This is a genomic window from Porphyrobacter sp. AAP82 (assembly GCF_000331285.1).
In the GTDB taxonomy this organism is placed as follows: Bacteria; Pseudomonadota; Alphaproteobacteria; order Sphingomonadales; family Sphingomonadaceae; genus Erythrobacter.
Genome location: NZ_ANFX01000040.1, coordinates 17,048 through 32,252 on the forward strand (window position 1 = coordinate 17,048; position 15,205 = coordinate 32,252).

Below are 15,205 nucleotides of genomic sequence, written 5' to 3' on the forward strand. Positions count from 1 at the left end.
GGGAGGGGGAGAATTGAGTCACCCCTCGAACGCCAGCTTCGGCTTCCGCGCCGCGCCGGTCTCATCGAGCCTGCGCCGCGGTGAGTAGTAGGGCGCCTGCTTCAGCGCCTCGTCGCCTTCGAGCGCACGCTCCACGACGCCGCGGAAGGCGGCGATGAACTGGTCGATCGCGGCCTTGCTCTCGGTCTCGGTCGGTTCGACCAGCATCGCACCGTGGACCACCAGCGGGAAATAGACCGTCATCGGGTGATAGCCCTCGTCGATCAGCCCCTTGGCCACATCGAGCGTCGAGAGGCCGTTGGTGAAGTCCTTGTCGCCGAACAGCGCCTCGTGCATGCACGGACCGCTCGCCCCGAAGGGGGCGTGGAGGATGTCCTCCATGCTGCGCAAGATGTAATTGGCATTGAGCACCGCATCCTCGGCGACCTGCTTCAACCCGTCGGCACCGTGGCTGAGGATATAGGTCAGCGCGCGGGTGAACATGCCCATCTGGCCGTGGAAGGCGGTCATGCGGCCGAAGGCCTCGGTGTGGCCGAATTCCGCGGCGCTTTCTTCCTCGACCAGATGCACGACGCCGTTGCCGTCACGCGCCGTGAAAGGCATCGGCCCGAACGGCGCAAGCGCTTCGGACAGCACCACCGGCCCCGAACCCGGCCCGCCGCCGCCATGCGGGGTGGAAAAGGTCTTGTGGAGGTTGATGTGCATCGCATCGACACCGAGGTCGCCCGGTCGCACCTTGCCGACGATCGCGTTGAAGTTGGCCCCGTCGCAATAGACGAAGCCGCCCGCCGCGTGGACCGCATCGGCCATCTCGCGGAAGTCGCGCTCGAACAGGCCGCAGGTGTTGGGGTTGGTGATCATCACCGCCGCGACATCGGGTCCGAGCCGGGCCTTCAGCGCCGCGACATCGACGCGGCCTTCGGGGGTGGCCGGAATGTCCTCGACGCGGAAGCCGGCGAATGCGGCGGTGGCGGGGTTGGTGCCGTGGGCGCTTTCGGGCACCAGCACCACATCACGCGTATCGCCGCGCGCTTCCAGGGCGGCGCGGATGCACAGCATCCCGCACAGCTCGCCATGCGCGCCCGCCTTGGGGCTCATCGCCACGCCGTGCATGCCGGTCAGCGTGATCAGCCAATGCGCGAGCTCATTCATCACCTCGAGCGCGCCCTGCACCGTGGAGACCGGCTGGAGCGGGTGGATGTCGGCAAAGCCCGGCAGCCGCGCCATCTTTTCGTTGAGGCGCGGGTTGTGCTTCATCGTGCAGCTGCCGAGCGGGAAGAAGCCCAAGTCGATCCCGTAGTTCTGGCGGCTCAAACGGGTGTAGTGGCGCACCGTCTCGGGCTCGGTCAGGCCGACGAGGCCGATCGCTTCGCTGCGGGCAAGGCCGCCGAGGCGGGTGGGTGCTTGCGGGTCGATCCCGGGCAGATCGACCCCGGTCACATCGGCGCGGCCGATCTCGAACAGCAGCGGTTCTTCGAGCATCAGCCCGCGGTTGCCGGTGCTGGTGACGGGGCCGCCGAGAAAGCCGCTTTCGGCGATCTGCATCTCGGGCTTCCAGCCGCTCTTGTTGGGGGCGTTCATTGCGCGGTCTCCTTGATGGCGGCTTCAAGCTCTGTGGCGAGCCGTTCGATATCTTCCTCGGTGGTGGTCTCGGTCACGGCGACGAGCAGCGCGTGTTCGAGGGCCGCGACCCCAGGGTAGAGCCGCCCGAGCGAAACCCCGCCAAGCACGCCGCGGTCGGCGAGGTCACGGATGATTTTACGCGCGGGCTTGCCGCCGAGCATCAGGGTGAACTCGTTGAAGAAGCCGTTGTTGAGCACCTCGACGCCGGGCACCTTGGCAAGGCGTTCCGCGGCAAGGCAGGCGAGGCGGTGGTTCTCGGCCGCAAGCTGGCGCAAGCCCTTCTCGCCCAGCAGCGTCATGTGGACAGTGAAGGCGAGCGCGCAGAGCCCCGAATTGGTGCAGATGTTGCTCGTCGCCTTCTCGCGGCGGATGTGCTGTTCGCGGGTCGAGAGGGTGAGCACGAAGCCGCGCTTGCCTTCCGCGTCGGTGGTCTCGCCGCACAGGCGGCCCGGCATCTGGCGCACATGCTTGGGATCGCGCACCGCGAAGAGGCCGAGGTAGGGCCCGCCGAATTGCAGGCCGACGCCCAGCGATTGCCCCTCGCCCACCACGATGTCCGCGCCCATCTCGCCGGGCGACTTGATCGCGCCCAGCGCCACCGGCTCGGTGTTGACCACCACCAGCAGCGCGCCCTTGGCGTGGGCGGCCTCGGCGACAGGCGTGAGGTCGGCGATGCGCCCCAGGATGTCGGGATATTGCACCACGACGCAGGCGGTCTCCTCGTCGATCCGCCCGATCAGGCCGGTCAGTTCGGGGTCGGAGGTGATCGAGGGCAGCGCGTCGGCGATCTCGTCACCGGTGAAGTGCGCTATGGTCTTCACAACTTGCGCATAATGCGGGTGGAGCGCGCCCGAGAGCACCGCGCGCTTCCTTTTGGTGACGCGGGTCGCCATCGCGACGGCCTCCCCGCACGCGGTCGAGCCGTCGTAGAGCGAGGCGTTCGCCACCGCGCAGCCATAGAGCCGCGCGACCTGCGTCTGGAACTCGAACAGCATCTGGAGCGTGCCCTGCGCGATCTCGGGCTGGTAGGGCGTGTAGGCGGTCAGGAACTCGCCGCGCTGGATGATGGTATCGACGCTCGCCGGCACGTGATGCCGGTATGCGCCCGCGCCGAGGAAGAACGGCGCCTCGCCCGCCACCAGGTTCTTCGCCGCGAGCTTCTTCATGTGGCGTTCGACCGCCATTTCGCTGGCATGCATGGGAAGCCCGTGGATCGGGCCGTCAAGCCGGGCGACTTCGGGCACGTCGACGAACAGGTCGTCGATATGCGAAGCGCCGATTTTCGCCAGCATCGCCTGCCGGTCGCTATCGGTGAGGGGAAGGTAGCGCATGGGAGAGGGGTTTCCGTGGCTTGGGGTGGGAGGGACAGTCAGGCGCCGAGCAGCGCAAGATCGGAAAAGGTCGCGGCAAAGCGCGCGGGGCCGGTGTGCGAGGTGCGCATCCACGGCGCGAGCCAGATGCGAAATCCCGCGGCGCGCACGCGGTGGCAGAAGGCGTAATCGTCGGACAGCATGTGGCCGGTCCCAGGGTCGATCAGCGGCTGGAACAGCGCCGAGAGCGTCTCGCCCACCAGCCCGCTTTCGCGGTCCCTCGCATCGGCGGCATAGACCAGCTCGGGATGGCGCGCGGCCAGCGTCTCGATCACGTCGCGGCGGATCACCATCAGCCCCGTGCCGGTGTGCTTCAGTTCGATCGGCTGGTCGACCGCGAAGCTCGCCCCCGGTTCGAGCACTTCGAGCGGGAAGAGGCCCGAGAACCTCTCGAGCGCGGAAGGGTTGTCCTGCCCGAGGCCTTTGGCCGCCGCCGAGGCAACCAGCCGCCAGTTGATCGCGCGCTTGGGATAGGGCGCGCCGACCACCGCGAGGCGATCATCGCCCGCCATCCGCGCGGCCAGGCCGAGCAGTTCCTCGGGCACGAAGCCGACATCGCCGTCGATGAACACAAGGTGCGTCGCGTCCGATTTGAGGAAGGCGGCGGCGAGCACGTTGCGCGCGCGGTCGATCACCGGATTGTTGCTGAGCCAGGCGAAGGCACAGGGCACCCCCGCCCGCTCGGCCGCGCCCGTCAGGCCCACCACGCTGCGCAGATAGTCGCCCTCGGCCCCGCCATAGAGCGGGGTGGCGACCAGCAGGCGCAGCGGCGCGGAGGGCGGGCTTTGGCTCACAGGTCCTCGACGAAGGCCTTGTACGCGTCCTCGTCCATGAGCTTGTCGAGCTCGGCGGGCGCGGCGATGGTCATCCTGAAGAACCAGCCGGCATCCTCGGGCGAGGAGTTGACGAGCGAGGGGTCCTCTTCGAGCGCAGCGTTGGTCTCGGTGACTTCGCCGGTGATCGGGGCGTAGACATCGGAGGCGGCCTTGACGCTTTCGACCACGGCCGCGTCCTTGCCTTGCTCGATCATCGCGCCGACTTCGGGCAGTTCGACGAACACGATGTCGCCCAGCTGGCCCTGCGCATATTCGGTGATGCCGACGGTCGCGACGTCATCCTCGACATCGATCCATTCGTGTTCGTCAGTGTAGTAACGCGGCATGGCTTAGCTCCCTCGGTGGTAGCGGTGGGGGACGAAAGGTGTGGGGCTGACGGTGGCGGCGAGGCGCTTGCCCCTGACCTCCACCTCGATTTGCGTGCCGATGGCGGCGTGGTCGCTGGAGACATAGGCCATCGCGATGGGCGCGCCGAGCGTGGGCGAGAAGCCGCCGGAGGTGACGGTGCCGATCTTCTCGGAACCGGCGAAGACTTCGGCACCCTCGCGGGCAGGCAGGCGGCCTTCGAGCTTGAGGCCGACCCACTTGCGGGCCGTGCCCTCGGCGATCTCGCGGTTGATCCGCTCGGCGCCCGGGTAGCCGCCTTCCGTGCGGCGGCGCTTGTTGATGCCGAAGGTGAGGCCGGCTTCGATCGGGCTGGTCTCGGGCGAAATGTCATGGCCGTAGAGCGGCAGGCCGGCTTCGAGCCGCAGCGAATCGCGCGCGCCGAGGCCGATGGGCTTCACTTCCGGTTCGGCGCAAAGCAGGTCGGCCACTTCGGCGGCGGCTTCGGCAGGGAGCGAGATCTCGAACCCGTCCTCGCCGGTGTAGCCTGCCCGCGCGATGGTCACATCATGGCCCGCCAGCTTGAACTGCCCGAACTTCATGAAGGTCAGCGCGGACAGCGGGTATTCGCCGGTTGCATGGCGGGCGAGCGCGTCGGCGGCCTTGGGGCCCTGAAGCGCGAGCAGCGCGCGCTCGTCGAGGTAGTTCATGGTGATGTCGTCGGGCAGGGCTTCCCGCAGCGTGCCCATGTCGTCCCACTTGGTCGCGCCGTTGACCACCAGATAGAGCGCCTCGGGCCAGCGCGAGACCATCAGGTCATCGAGCACCCCGCCGTTCTCGTCAAGGAGCAGCGAATAGCGCTGCTGGCCGAGCTTGAGGGTCGCAAGGTCGATCGGCAGCACCGCTTCGACCGCCGCGTCGAGATCGGGGCCGGACAGGACCAACTGCCCCATGTGCGACACGTCGAACAGGCCCGCATTCTCGCGGGTCCAGTTGTGTTCGGCGACGATCCCTTCGTACTGGATTGGCATCTCGTAGCCCGCGAAGGGCACCATCCGCGCACCCCGCGCGCGGTGCCACGCATCGAGCGGCAGCGGCTCCAGCGCGATCTCTTCGAGATGGTCTTCGGTATCGTGGTCGCTCACTTGAGGATTCCCCGGCAGGATACGGCAGTCCGGCAGCGCAAGCGCGCCGCCACGTAACTGCCCCCTCTGTCGGGTGACCTGAGAGCTTCGGCGGGCCGCGCGAGCGCAGCCAGCCTCCCCTTCGGTGGCCCCTGCCTTGCGGCGGGAGCGCTTTCCAGAGTGTCACGCAGCCGAGCGGTCCGGTGGCCTGAGAGTTTCCGGGGCGGTTGCTCCTTCGGCGCCTCTGCCCTTCGAGAAGGGCATCGGGCTCTCCCGCTCGCCTGCCCGCGCCAGAATCGCTCCTGAGCGCGGAAGACCCCGCAGCGATGGGCGAAATGCTGCACCGCGTCAATCGGCGAGGCGCGCCTTTGCGGTGTGGAAAACGCATTTGCGCCGACATGCGCGGCTGAATAGACACGCAGGCACGATGAACACCACCGAAGTCTATCTGATCGCGCTGACGATCATCTTCGCCGCCCCGTGGCTCGTGTGGCGCGTGCTCGACACCGAACACTGGATGCCGCTGGCGGTCGTCCAGATCGTCGGCGGCATTCTGCTCGGCCCGGGCGTGCTCGGCGCGGTCTCTCCCGACTACTACGCCTTCGTCTTCAAGCCCGAGGTGATCGGCGCCCTCAATGGCGTCGCGTGGTGGGCCGTCATGCTGTTCGTGTGGGTCGCAGGGCTCGAGCTCGACCTCAATCTGGCCTGGGAGCGCCGCGCCGAGAGCGGGGTGACCGCAGCCTGCGCATTGCTCTTCCCGATGGCGCTGGGCTCGATCGCGGCGACGATCCTGCTGGCGAGCGGGCCGGGCTGGATGGGCCCCAAGGGATCGACCTGGCAGATCGTGGTCGGCATCGGCATGGCCTGCGCGGTCACCGCCCTCCCCATCCTCGCGCTGCTGATGGAGAAGCTCGGCATCCTGCGCGAACCGCTCGGCCAGCGCATCCTGCGCTATGCCAGCCTTGACGATGTCGCGATCTGGGGCGTGCTGGCGCTGATCCTGCTCGACTTCGATCGCATCGAGCGGCAGGGCATCTTCCTCGCCGGCTTCGCGCTTGCCGCCTTCGGGATCCGCAAGCTGATGGTCCGCCTCAAGGAGGACGACCGCTGGTATGTCGGCCTGATCTGGCTGGCCATCGCCGGCTTCGGGGCGGACTGGTCGGGCCTGCACTACATGGTCGGCGCCTTCCTTGCCGGCGTGGTGCTCGATGCCGGGTGGTTCGGCCACGCGGCGATGGACCGCTTCCGCAACACCGTGCTGCTCACCATCATGCCGGTGTTCTTCCTTTCGACCGGCCTCAGGACCCAGTGGGACGTCGGCGGGCTCGCCGTGTTCGGTGCCGCCGCGTTGCTGCTCGCGGCTTCGGTCAGCGGCAAGCTGCTCGGCATCCGCATCGCCGGCAAGCTGCTCGGCTGGCGACCGGGCGAGGCGAGCATCATCGGCTGGCTGCTCCAGACCAAGGCGCTGATCGAGATCATCTTCGCCAACGTCCTGCTCGACAAGGGCATCATCTCAAACGCGGCCTTCACCGCGCTCTTGCTGATGGCCGTCACCAGCACGATGCTGACCGTGCCGATGGTGGCCCCGCGGCTGCGCAAGGTCGGCGAGGCGCTGAAGGCGCAGGCCTGAGCGCGTCTCCATCGGGCGCCTGCGCGCCTGTAGGAGACACATGAGACACTGTCCTGGGACGGATTTCCTCCGCCCCCGCACCGGCCATCCGGGCTGCGAAAAAGAGGCGGGCGAGCGGGGTCATGGGCGCGATCCTGCGCCCTTGGCGGCGAGTAGGAAAGCCCCCTCCCGCGCCGCCTTACTTCCCCGCCAATTCCAACGCCCGCGCCATCAGCGCCTGTTCGCGCGGCGTGAAGCCGCCGGTGTCCTCGCCGCCCGCCGGGGGCGGGACCTGGGTGGTGAAATAGACAAAGCCGCTGTCGCCCTTGGGATCGAGCCACAGGCCCGATTGGAGACCGTATGCCTCGCCCGAATGGCCGATGCGCGGGATGCCGTCCCCCAGCAGCCGGTCGCCCTCGCATGCGAGCAAGGGGTGCTCGATCAGCTGGAAATGCAGGCCATAGGTGCAGAAAAAGGCGGTCTGGGCGGTCGGCTGCATCGCCCAGCCCATACGCTGCACCGTCTCGGGGCGCAGGAACGGCCCGTCGTCATCCAGCCGGTAGAGCGCCTGCCCGATCTTCGCCAGGTCCATCATTCCGATCCTGACGCCCCCCTGCGGCGAGAAGATCGAGGCATTGGTGCCGGGCACGTAATTGTCGAGATCGCACGCGTGCTCCTCGGCCACCGGGATCGTGCAATGCGGCGGCAGGTCGCCCGCACCGTCCTTCGCCACCTCGCCGGTATGCCGGTAAAGCGTCACCGCGCGGGCCGTCATGTCCGGGCCGCAACCGATCCAGTTGAGGCAGGCCTGCACGCCCAAAGGCTTGAACACCAGCCGTTCGGCAAGCCGGTCGAACCGCTCGCCGCTCGCCGCTTCGAGCACGGTCGCCACCAGCGGCGCGCCGAGGTTGGAATAGCGGAACGCCTGTGGATCGGGCCCGCGCAGGGGATCGTTGCGCCCGCCCGGCCGCACGCCTTCGCGCCACGATGCGGGATCGGCGAATTTCGCCTCAAGGCTCTCGCCCAGCGGGATGATGTACTCCGCCGAAGCCGAAAGCCCGGCGCGGTGCGACATCAGCTGCGCGAGCGTCACCGGGGTGTCGGGATAGAAGGGCGAGCGCAGCTGCCACCCGAGATAGTCCGAGACATCGCGGCCCAAATCGACCTTGCCCTCGTCCACCAGCCTGAGCGCGGCGAGCGCCATGACGAGCTTGGAGATGCTCGCGATCCGCACCGGATCATTGGCTTCGAGCTTGCGGCCGGTTTGCATGTCCGCCAGCCCTTCGACGATCAGCGGGCGGATGCTCTCGCGGTCGAAGGCGACCACCACCGCCGCGGGCGGCGGGGGCGCGGTGACCTCGGCAGCCGCGGGGGCGGCGATGAACGCGAGGGCAGCGAGAAGGCGGCGGAACATGCCGCGCATCATCGCCGCGCCGCGCCTCGCGTCAATCGAGATTCGGCCTCAGCCAGCGCTCGGCCGTCGCCAGATCGACCCCGCGGCGCTGCGCATAGTCTTCCACCTGATCGGGCCCGACGCGGGCGACGCCGAAATATTCGGCCTGGCCGTGGCCGAAGTAGAACCCGCTCACCGCCGCAGTCGGCCACATGGCGAAGCTTTCGGTCAGCGTCAGGCCGACATTGGCAGGCGCGTCGAGCAGGTCGAACAGGATCGGCTTAAGCGAATGATCGGGGCAGGCCGGATAGCCCGGCGCCGGGCGGATGCCGCGATACTGCTCGCGGATCAGCGCGGCATTGTCGAGCTGTTCGCCGGCCGCATAGCCCCACAAGGTGGTGCGCACATGCTGGTGGAGCGCCTCGGCGAAGGCTTCCGCGAAACGGTCGGCCAGCGCCTTCAGGAGGATGTCGGAGAAATCGTCCTTGTCGGCAAGGAAGCGCGCGGAATGCTCATCGATCCCGTGAATGCCGACCGCAAAGCCGCCGATCCAGTCGCCGCTCGGATCGATGAAGTCGGCAAGGCACATGTTGGCCCGCCCCCCGTCTTTCTTGGCGCGCGATTTCTTGACCTGCTGGCGCAGCATCGGGAGACGCGTGCCATTGTCGAGCACCACATCGTCCCCGTCGCGCCCGCAAGGCCACAGGCCGGCAACGCCGCGCGCGGTCAGCCACTTTTCGGCGATGATCTGATCGAGCATCGCATTGGCATCGGCGAACAGCTGGGTCGCGGTCTCGCCCACCACCGCGTCGGTGAGGATCGCGGGGTAATTGCCGTGGAGTTCCCAGGCGCGGAAGAACGGGGTCCAGTCGATGAACCTGCGCAGATGCTCGAGGCTCCAGTCGTCGAAGACGTGGAGGCCCGGCCGGGCAGGGGCATCGGGCTTTTCGGACGGGTCGATGACGAAGCCATTGGCGCGCGCTTCTGCCAGCGGGAGCAGCTCGCTGGTGGTCCGCCCCGCACGCGCATCGCGCACCGCGATGTATTCGTCCTCGACCTCGGCAACATATTCGTCGCGCTGGGTATCGGAAAGGAGCTTGGAGGCCACCCCCACCGCGCGGCTCGCGTCGAGCACGTGGATCACCGGGCCTTCATAGGCCGGGTCGATCTTCAATGCGGTGTGCACCTTGGAGGTGGTCGCCCCGCCGATCAGCAGCGGCATGGTCATGCCGGCGCGCTGCATTTCCTCGGCGACCGTGACCATCTCGTCCAATGAGGGGGTGATGAGGCCGGAGAGGCCGATCATGTCGACCTTGTTGTCATTGGCCGATTGCAGGATCGTCGGCCAGGGCACCATCACGCCCAGATCGATCACCTCGTAGCCGTTGCACTGGAGCACGACGCCGACGATGTTCTTGCCGATGTCATGGACGTCGCCCTTGACGGTGGCCATGATGATCTTGCCCTTGGCCTTGCGCTCGGCCTCGGGGAGGAGGTCCTTCTCGGCCTCGATGAAGGGGATGAGGTGGGCGACCGCCTTCTTCATGACGCGCGCGGACTTCACCACCTGCGGCAGGAACATCTTGCCCGATCCGAACAGGTCGCCGACGACGTTCATGCCGTCCATCAGCGGGCCTTCGATGACTTCGATGGGGCGAGTGGCGTGCTGGCGGGCTTCCTCGGTATCCTCGACGACATAGGCGTCGATGCCCTTGACAAGGGCATGTTCGAGCCGCTTTTCGACCGCCCAGCCGCGCCATTCCTCGGCGGCCTTCTCGTCGGCGACCGACTTGCCCTTGAAGCTTTCGGCCAGCGTGATGAGGCGTTCGGTGGCGTCGGGATCGCGGTTGAGGATCACGTCCTCGCAGGCATCACGAAGCGCCGGGTCAATCTGGTCGTAGACGTCCAATTGCCCCGCATTGACGATCGCCATGTCGAGCCCGGCGGGGATCGCGTGATACAGGAACACCGAATGCATCGCGCGGCGCACCGGCTCGTTTCCGCGGAAGGAGAAGGAGAGGTTGGACAGCCCGCCCGAGTAATGCGCGTGGGGGCACAGCGCGCGCAGGTCCTTCACCGCCTCGATGAAATCGACGCCGTAATTGTTGTGCTCCTCGATCCCGGTCGCGACCGCGAAGATATTGGGATCGAAGATGATGTCTTCGGGCGGGAAGCCGATCCCGACCAGCAGGTCGTAGGCGCGCTTGCAGATCTGGGTCTTGCGCTCCCTGGTGTCGGCCTGGCCGGTCTCGTCGAAGGCCATGACGACCACCGCCGCGCCGTAATCCATGCAGATGCGGGCGTGCTGGAGGAAGGCTTCCTCGCCCTCCTTCATGCTGATCGAATTGACGATCGGCTTGCCGCTGACGCACTTCAGGCCCGCCTCGATCACCTCGAACTTCGAGCTGTCGATCATCACCGGCACCCGGGCGATGTCGGGCTCGGCGGCGATCAGCTTGAGGAACGTCGTCATCGCGTGGACCGCATCGAGCAGGCCCTCGTCCATGTTGACGTCGATCACCTGCGCGCCGTTTTCGACCTGCTGGCGCGCGACTTCCACGGCCGCAGCGTAATCGCCCGCCATGATGAGCTTCTTGAACGCCGCCGATCCGGTGACGTTGGTGCGCTCGCCGATATTGATGAAGCGGGAGGAGGAGGGTTGGGTCACGTGGGTTCTCTCGGGAGGGTCATCAGGCGGCGATAAAGGCCTCGAGGCCCGCCAGCTTCATCGCCGGTTCGGGCGCGGGCACCGTGCGCGGCGCGCTGTTCGCCACCGCCTTGGCAATCGCGGCGATGTGGGCGGGCGAGGAGCCGCAGCACCCGCCGAGGATGTTGACCTGGCCGTGATCGGCCCAGTCCCTGACCAGCCCGGCGGTGGTGTCCGGCAGCTCGTCATATTCGCCCAGCTCGTTGGGGAGCCCTGCATTGGGATAGATCATCAGCAGCGTGTCGGCGATCTGCGAGAGCACCTTGACATGCGGGCGCAGCTGCTCGGCGCCGAAGCTGCAATTCAAACCGATGGTGACGGGCTTGGCGTGCCGCACCGCATACCAGAACGCCTCGACCGTATGCCCGGAGAGATTGCGGCCCGACAGGTCGGTCAGCGTCATCGAGATCATCACCGGCACCGCGCGGCCCAGCTCGCGCTCGAGCTGCTTGACCGCCATGATCCCGGCCTTCGCGTTCAAGGTATCGAACACGGTCTCGATCAGGATGAAGTCCACGCCCCCTTCCACCAGCGCGCGCGCCTGTTCGAGATAGACGTCGACCAGAAAGTCGAAGGTGATCTCGCGGTAGCCCGGGTCCTCGACATCGGGGCTCAGGGACAGGGTCTTGTTGGTCGGCCCGATCGCCCCGGCAACGAAGCGCGGGCGGCCATCCTTCGCCGCATATTCATCCGCCAGCGCGCGGGCGAGCCTGCCGCTGGCCACATTGATCTCGCGCACCAGATCTTCGGCGGCGTAATCGGCCTGGCTGATGCGGTTGGCCGAGAAGGTGTTGGTGCTCACCACATCGGACCCCGCCTCGAAATAGGCGCGGGTGATGTCGCTCAGCACATCGGGACGCGTCAGGGCGAGGATGTCGTTATTGCCCTTCTGGTCGGCAGGAAGGCCGAGGGTGCCCGCATAGTCTTCCTCGGTCAGCTTGCGCAGCTGGATCTGCGTTCCGAAAGCGCCGTCGAAGATCAGCACGCGGTCCTGCGCGGCGGCGAGGAGCTGTTCGCGCTTGCTCATGCATTGTCTCCGACGGGGCGCTTTCCAAGCATGTGGCAGATCGCATAGGCGAGCTCGGGGCGATTGAGGGTGTAGAAGTGGAAATCCCGCACCCCGCCCGCATAGAGGCGGCGGCACAGTTCGGCCGCGACCGTGGCGGCAACCAGCTGGCGCGCGGCGGGCTTTTCGTCGAGGCCTTCGAACAGGCCGTCCATCCACGCCGGGATCGCCGCCCCGCAGGCGCCGGCGAACTTCCTCGCCTGCGCGACATTGGTGACGGGGAGGATGCCCGGCAGGATCGGCGCGTCGATCCCGGCAGCGCAGCAGGCGTCGCGGAAGCGGAAGAAGGTTTCGGGCGAGAAGAAGAACTGGCTGATCGCGCGGGTCGCGCCGGCGTCAAGCTTGCGCTTCAGATTGTCGATATCGTCCTGCGGCGAATGCGCGTCGGGGTGCGTCTCGGGATATGCGGCAACGCTGATCTCGAACGGGGCGATCGCCTTGAGGCCCGCGACAAGATCGGCCGCGCCGGTAAAGCCTTCGGGGTGCGGAGTGAACGGCGCGCCGGGTTCGCCCGCATCGCCGCGCAGCGCCACGATATGCCGCACGCCCGCTTCCCAGTATTGTTCGGCAACCTCGCGGATTTCGGCCTTGCTCGCCGCGACGCAGGTGAGATGCGCGGCCGCCGGCAGCTTCGCTTCGCCGATGATCCGTGCTACCGTGGCATGGGTGCGCTCGCGCGTCGATCCGCCCGCTCCATAGGTGACCGACACGAAGCTCGGCCCCAAGGGCTTCAGCTGCGTCACCGCATCCCACAGCTGCTCTTCCATCTTCTCGCTCTTGGGCGGGAAGAATTCGAAGCTGACCGCGACATCGCCCGGCAGGCCGGAAAACAGCGGCGTATCGGTGGCGGTGCGGTATTCGTGGAGCTGGCTGAGGGTCGGGGTCATTGCGCGGTTTCCAGAGCGGGGGATTTTGCGGTTGCAGCGGCGGCACGGCGCTTGGCCGTCCAGATCTTGACGACCAGCGCCCCGCCTTCGAGCGCCCTTGGCGCGGCAGCGGCGAAGCCTGCGGCCTTGAGCAGCTCGGCCATCTGGCGGTCCGAAAAGCCAAGCCGCACATGCTGGTGGCGGGTGCGCAGCTCTTCGTGATCGTGGCTGGCGAAATCGACGATGGCGATCCGCCCGCCGCCGCGCAGCACGCGCGCGGCTTCGGCAAGCGCGGGGGCGGGATCGGGGGCGAAGTGCAGCACCTGGTGGAGGATGACCGTGTCGAAACTGGCGGCAGGAAACGGCAGGTCGGCAAAATCGCCCTGCACCAGTTCGACGCGGCTGGCGGGCAGGTGCTGGAGCTTGGCGCGCGCGACGCGCAGCATTTCGAGGTTCTTGTCGAGCGCCACCACCCGTTCGGCCCGCTCTGCGAAGAGTTCCGCGATGCGGCCCGTGCCGGTGCCGATGTCGAGGAGGGCACCCAGCGGCGCATCGGCGAGCGCCTCAGCAAGGCGGGTCTCGACCTCGGCATCGGCGCTGTGGAGCGCGCGCAGTTCGTCCCATTCCCCGGCGTGGCGGGCGAAATAGGTCTCGGCCGCCGCCTCGCGCGCATCGCGGATCGCGGCGAGCTTCTTGCGGTCGGCCTCGCACAGGGCGGCAAAGGCGGGTTCATGCGTCTCGGCGAGCGCGAGGAGTGCCTGCACCGCCTCGATCACGGCGGAGCCCGATTCGCTCTGGCGCAGGAACACCCAGCTGCCTTCGCGGCGGCGCTCGGCAAGGCCCGCATCGCACAGGATGCCGACATGGCGCGAGACACGCGGCTGGCTCTGGCCGAGCACCTGCGCGAGTTCGCCGACGGCCAGTTCCATCGCGCCGAGCAGCCGGGCGATGCGCAGCCGGGTCGGATCGCCCAGCGCCTTGAAGATGTCCTCGATCAGCATGTTGACCGAGAGCATATAAAGATATTTTTATATGTGTAAATCGTCTACGGGAGCGTGGAGCGCAAAAATCGCGCGCCGCGCCCGCAGGATGCGCCGCCTAGTCGATCGGGATCGGCGCCGCCCCGCCCACCGCGCGGAAGTTTTCGGCGCGGGCGGGCAGATCGGCCTCGGCATTGTAGCGCGCGATGGCATCGTCGATCATCGGCCCCGACTCGTGCCTGGCGACTGCAACCAGGCACCCGCCGAAGCCCGCGCCCGTCAGCCGCACCCCGCCCGCATCCCCGATCGCCTCGGCGACCATCTGCGCGAGCCGGTCGATCGGCGGCAGCGAAACGTCGAAATCCTCCGACAGCGAGAGGTGCGCCTCGCGCATCACCTGCGCAAGCTGCGCCGTATCGCCGCGCGCGAGCGCGACGCCGACGGGCTCGACCCGGTCAAGCTCGCTCACCACATGGCGGGCGCGGCGGAACAGGGTGTGATCGAGATCGGGCTCGGCGAGCAGCAGCTTGCCAAAGTCGAGATCGCGCAGGGCCTTCACGCCGAAGTGCTGCGCCACCGCCTCGCATTCCGCGCGGCGCTGGTTGAAGGCGCTTTCGGTGAGGCTGCGCCTGAGGCCGGTGTCGATGACGGTGATGGCGAGGCTCTTGTGGATCGGCACGGCCATGTGTTCAAGGCTGCGGCAATCGAGCAGCAATGCGTGATCGGCCTGCGCGGCGGCGGCGGCCATCTGGTCCATGATCCCGCAGGCGCAGCCGACGAAGTCGTTTTCGGCAAGCTGTGCGATCTTGGCGAGCATCGCAGGCGCAAGGTCGAGGCCCGAATACTCCGAGCACGCCAGCGCCACCGCGACGCCGAAAGCTGCCGAGGAGGAGAGCCCCGCGCCGATCGGCACGTCGCCCGCAATGGCGATGCGCATCGGCCGCACCCGGTGGCCATAGCGGCCCAGCCCCTGCACCACCCCGCGCACATGGTTCTGCCAGTTGTTGTCGCCCGGGCGGATCGGGGCGACCAGATCGAACCTGTCGCGCGCGCTTGCCATTTCGCCCATGTCGAGCGCGACCGCCTCGAACAGCTTGTCCTTGGTCTGCGGGGATGGAGGCCCGGCGGCGACAATCGTCTCGCGGTCGATCGCGCAGGGCAGGACGAAGCCGTCATTGTAGTCGACATGCTCGCCGATCAGGTTGACGCGGCCGGGCGCGGCATAGAAGCGCGTCGGCTCGACCCCGTAGGCAAGCCGGAAGCCCTGCCGGGCGCGGGCGATCAGTCGGTCGCGGCGATCCATGGTG

Annotated in this window: 12 protein-coding genes and 1 riboswitch; of the genes, 1 reads left to right on the forward strand and 11 read right to left on the reverse strand. The window is 67.7% G+C overall.

Annotation, left to right across the window (positions count from 1 at the left end):
* Positions 1 to 18: 18 nt before the first annotated feature.
* From gcvPB to gcvT, 5 genes are read right to left on the reverse strand one after another with little or no spacing between them, the layout of a single operon-like run.
* Entirely contained in the window at positions 19 to 1,581 is a 1,563-nt protein-coding gene (gene gcvPB, locus D620_RS0113105; RefSeq protein WP_017666275.1) for an aminomethyl-transferring glycine dehydrogenase subunit GcvPB, read from the reverse strand.
* A complete protein-coding gene (gcvPA, locus tag D620_RS0113110; RefSeq protein ID WP_017666276.1) occupies positions 1,578 to 2,954 on the reverse strand; it encodes an aminomethyl-transferring glycine dehydrogenase subunit GcvPA in 1,377 nt (458 codons plus the stop codon). The genes gcvPB and gcvPA overlap by 4 nt, the downstream gene beginning before the upstream one ends.
* A gap of 38 nt (positions 2,955 to 2,992) precedes the next feature.
* A complete protein-coding gene (locus D620_RS0113115; RefSeq protein WP_017666277.1) occupies positions 2,993 to 3,787 on the reverse strand; it encodes a hypothetical protein in 795 nt (264 codons plus the stop codon).
* Positions 3,784 to 4,155 (reverse strand): glycine cleavage system protein GcvH, encoded by a 372-nt coding sequence (gene gcvH, locus D620_RS0113120; RefSeq protein ID WP_017666278.1) that lies wholly within the window; start codon positions 4,153 to 4,155, stop codon positions 3,784 to 3,786. The genes D620_RS0113115 and gcvH overlap by 4 nt, the downstream gene beginning before the upstream one ends.
* A 3-nt stretch (positions 4,156 to 4,158) precedes the next feature.
* Positions 4,159 to 5,298, reverse strand: coding sequence for a glycine cleavage system aminomethyltransferase GcvT (gcvT, locus tag D620_RS0113125; protein ID WP_017666279.1), 1,140 nt, complete (start codon positions 5,296 to 5,298; stop codon positions 4,159 to 4,161).
* A gap of 165 nt (positions 5,299 to 5,463) precedes the next feature.
* Positions 5,464 to 5,563: riboswitch (glycine riboswitch) on the reverse strand.
* Positions 5,564 to 5,704: 141 nt separating this feature from the next.
* Here gcvT and D620_RS0113130 point away from each other — a divergent pair.
* Positions 5,705 to 6,907 carry a cation:proton antiporter gene (locus tag D620_RS0113130; protein WP_017666280.1) on the forward strand — a complete coding sequence of 401 codons (1,203 nt, stop codon included), beginning with the start codon at positions 5,705 to 5,707 and terminating at the stop codon, positions 6,905 to 6,907.
* 178 nt (positions 6,908 to 7,085) lie between these two features.
* Here the strand turns inward: D620_RS0113130 and D620_RS0113135 are convergent, their stop codons facing one another.
* From D620_RS0113135 to galK, 6 genes are all read right to left on the reverse strand, one after another.
* Complete coding sequence (locus D620_RS0113135) at positions 7,086 to 8,300, reverse strand: serine hydrolase domain-containing protein (protein ID WP_081596609.1); 1,215 nt, start codon at positions 8,298 to 8,300, stop codon at positions 7,086 to 7,088.
* A 31-nt stretch (positions 8,301 to 8,331) separates the two neighbouring features.
* Complete coding sequence (metH, locus tag D620_RS0113140; protein WP_017666282.1) at positions 8,332 to 10,947, reverse strand: methionine synthase; 2,616 nt, start codon at positions 10,945 to 10,947, stop codon at positions 8,332 to 8,334.
* Positions 10,948 to 10,969: 22 nt separating this feature from the next.
* A complete protein-coding gene (locus D620_RS0113145; RefSeq protein WP_017666283.1) occupies positions 10,970 to 12,013 on the reverse strand; it encodes a homocysteine S-methyltransferase family protein in 1,044 nt (347 codons plus the stop codon).
* Positions 12,010 to 12,939, reverse strand: coding sequence for a methylenetetrahydrofolate reductase [NAD(P)H] (gene metF / locus D620_RS0113150; protein ID WP_017666284.1), 930 nt, complete (start codon positions 12,937 to 12,939; stop codon positions 12,010 to 12,012). The genes D620_RS0113145 and metF overlap by 4 nt, the downstream gene beginning before the upstream one ends.
* Positions 12,936 to 13,919 carry an ArsR/SmtB family transcription factor gene (locus D620_RS0113155; protein ID WP_026092204.1) on the reverse strand — a complete coding sequence of 328 codons (984 nt, stop codon included), beginning with the start codon at positions 13,917 to 13,919 and terminating at the stop codon, positions 12,936 to 12,938. The genes metF and D620_RS0113155 overlap by 4 nt, the downstream gene beginning before the upstream one ends.
* A gap of 97 nt (positions 13,920 to 14,016) precedes the next feature.
* On the reverse strand, positions 14,017 to 15,201 hold the full coding sequence (galK, locus tag D620_RS15355; RefSeq protein WP_017666286.1) for a galactokinase: 1,185 nt from the start codon (positions 15,199 to 15,201) through the stop codon (positions 14,017 to 14,019).
* Between the last annotated feature and the right edge of the window lie 4 nt (positions 15,202 to 15,205).

Bases quoted from the DNA above. Each gene is read 5' to 3' on its own strand.
- gcvH (WP_017666278.1), bottom strand. From the start codon at position 4,155: ATGCCGCGTTACTACACTGACGAACACGAATGGATCGATGTCGAGGAT.
- gcvPB (WP_017666275.1), bottom strand. From the start codon at position 1,581: ATGAACGCCCCCAACAAGAGCGGCTGGAAGCCCGAGATGCAGATCGCC.
- D620_RS0113145 (WP_017666283.1), bottom strand. From the start codon at position 12,013: ATGAGCAAGCGCGAACAGCTCCTCGCCGCCGCGCAGGACCGCGTGCTG.
- D620_RS0113155 (WP_026092204.1), bottom strand. From the start codon at position 13,919: ATGCTGATCGAGGACATCTTCAAGGCGCTGGGCGATCCGACCCGGCTG.
- metF (WP_017666284.1), bottom strand. From the start codon at position 12,939: ATGACCCCGACCCTCAGCCAGCTCCACGAATACCGCACCGCCACCGAT.
- D620_RS0113135 (WP_081596609.1), bottom strand. From the start codon at position 8,300: ATGTTCCGCCGCCTTCTCGCTGCCCTCGCGTTCATCGCCGCCCCCGCG.
- galK (WP_017666286.1), bottom strand. From the start codon at position 15,201: ATGGATCGCCGCGACCGACTGATCGCCCGCGCCCGGCAGGGCTTCCGG.
- D620_RS0113130 (WP_017666280.1), top strand. From the start codon at position 5,705: ATGAACACCACCGAAGTCTATCTGATCGCGCTGACGATCATCTTCGCC.
- gcvPA (WP_017666276.1), bottom strand. From the start codon at position 2,954: ATGCGCTACCTTCCCCTCACCGATAGCGACCGGCAGGCGATGCTGGCG.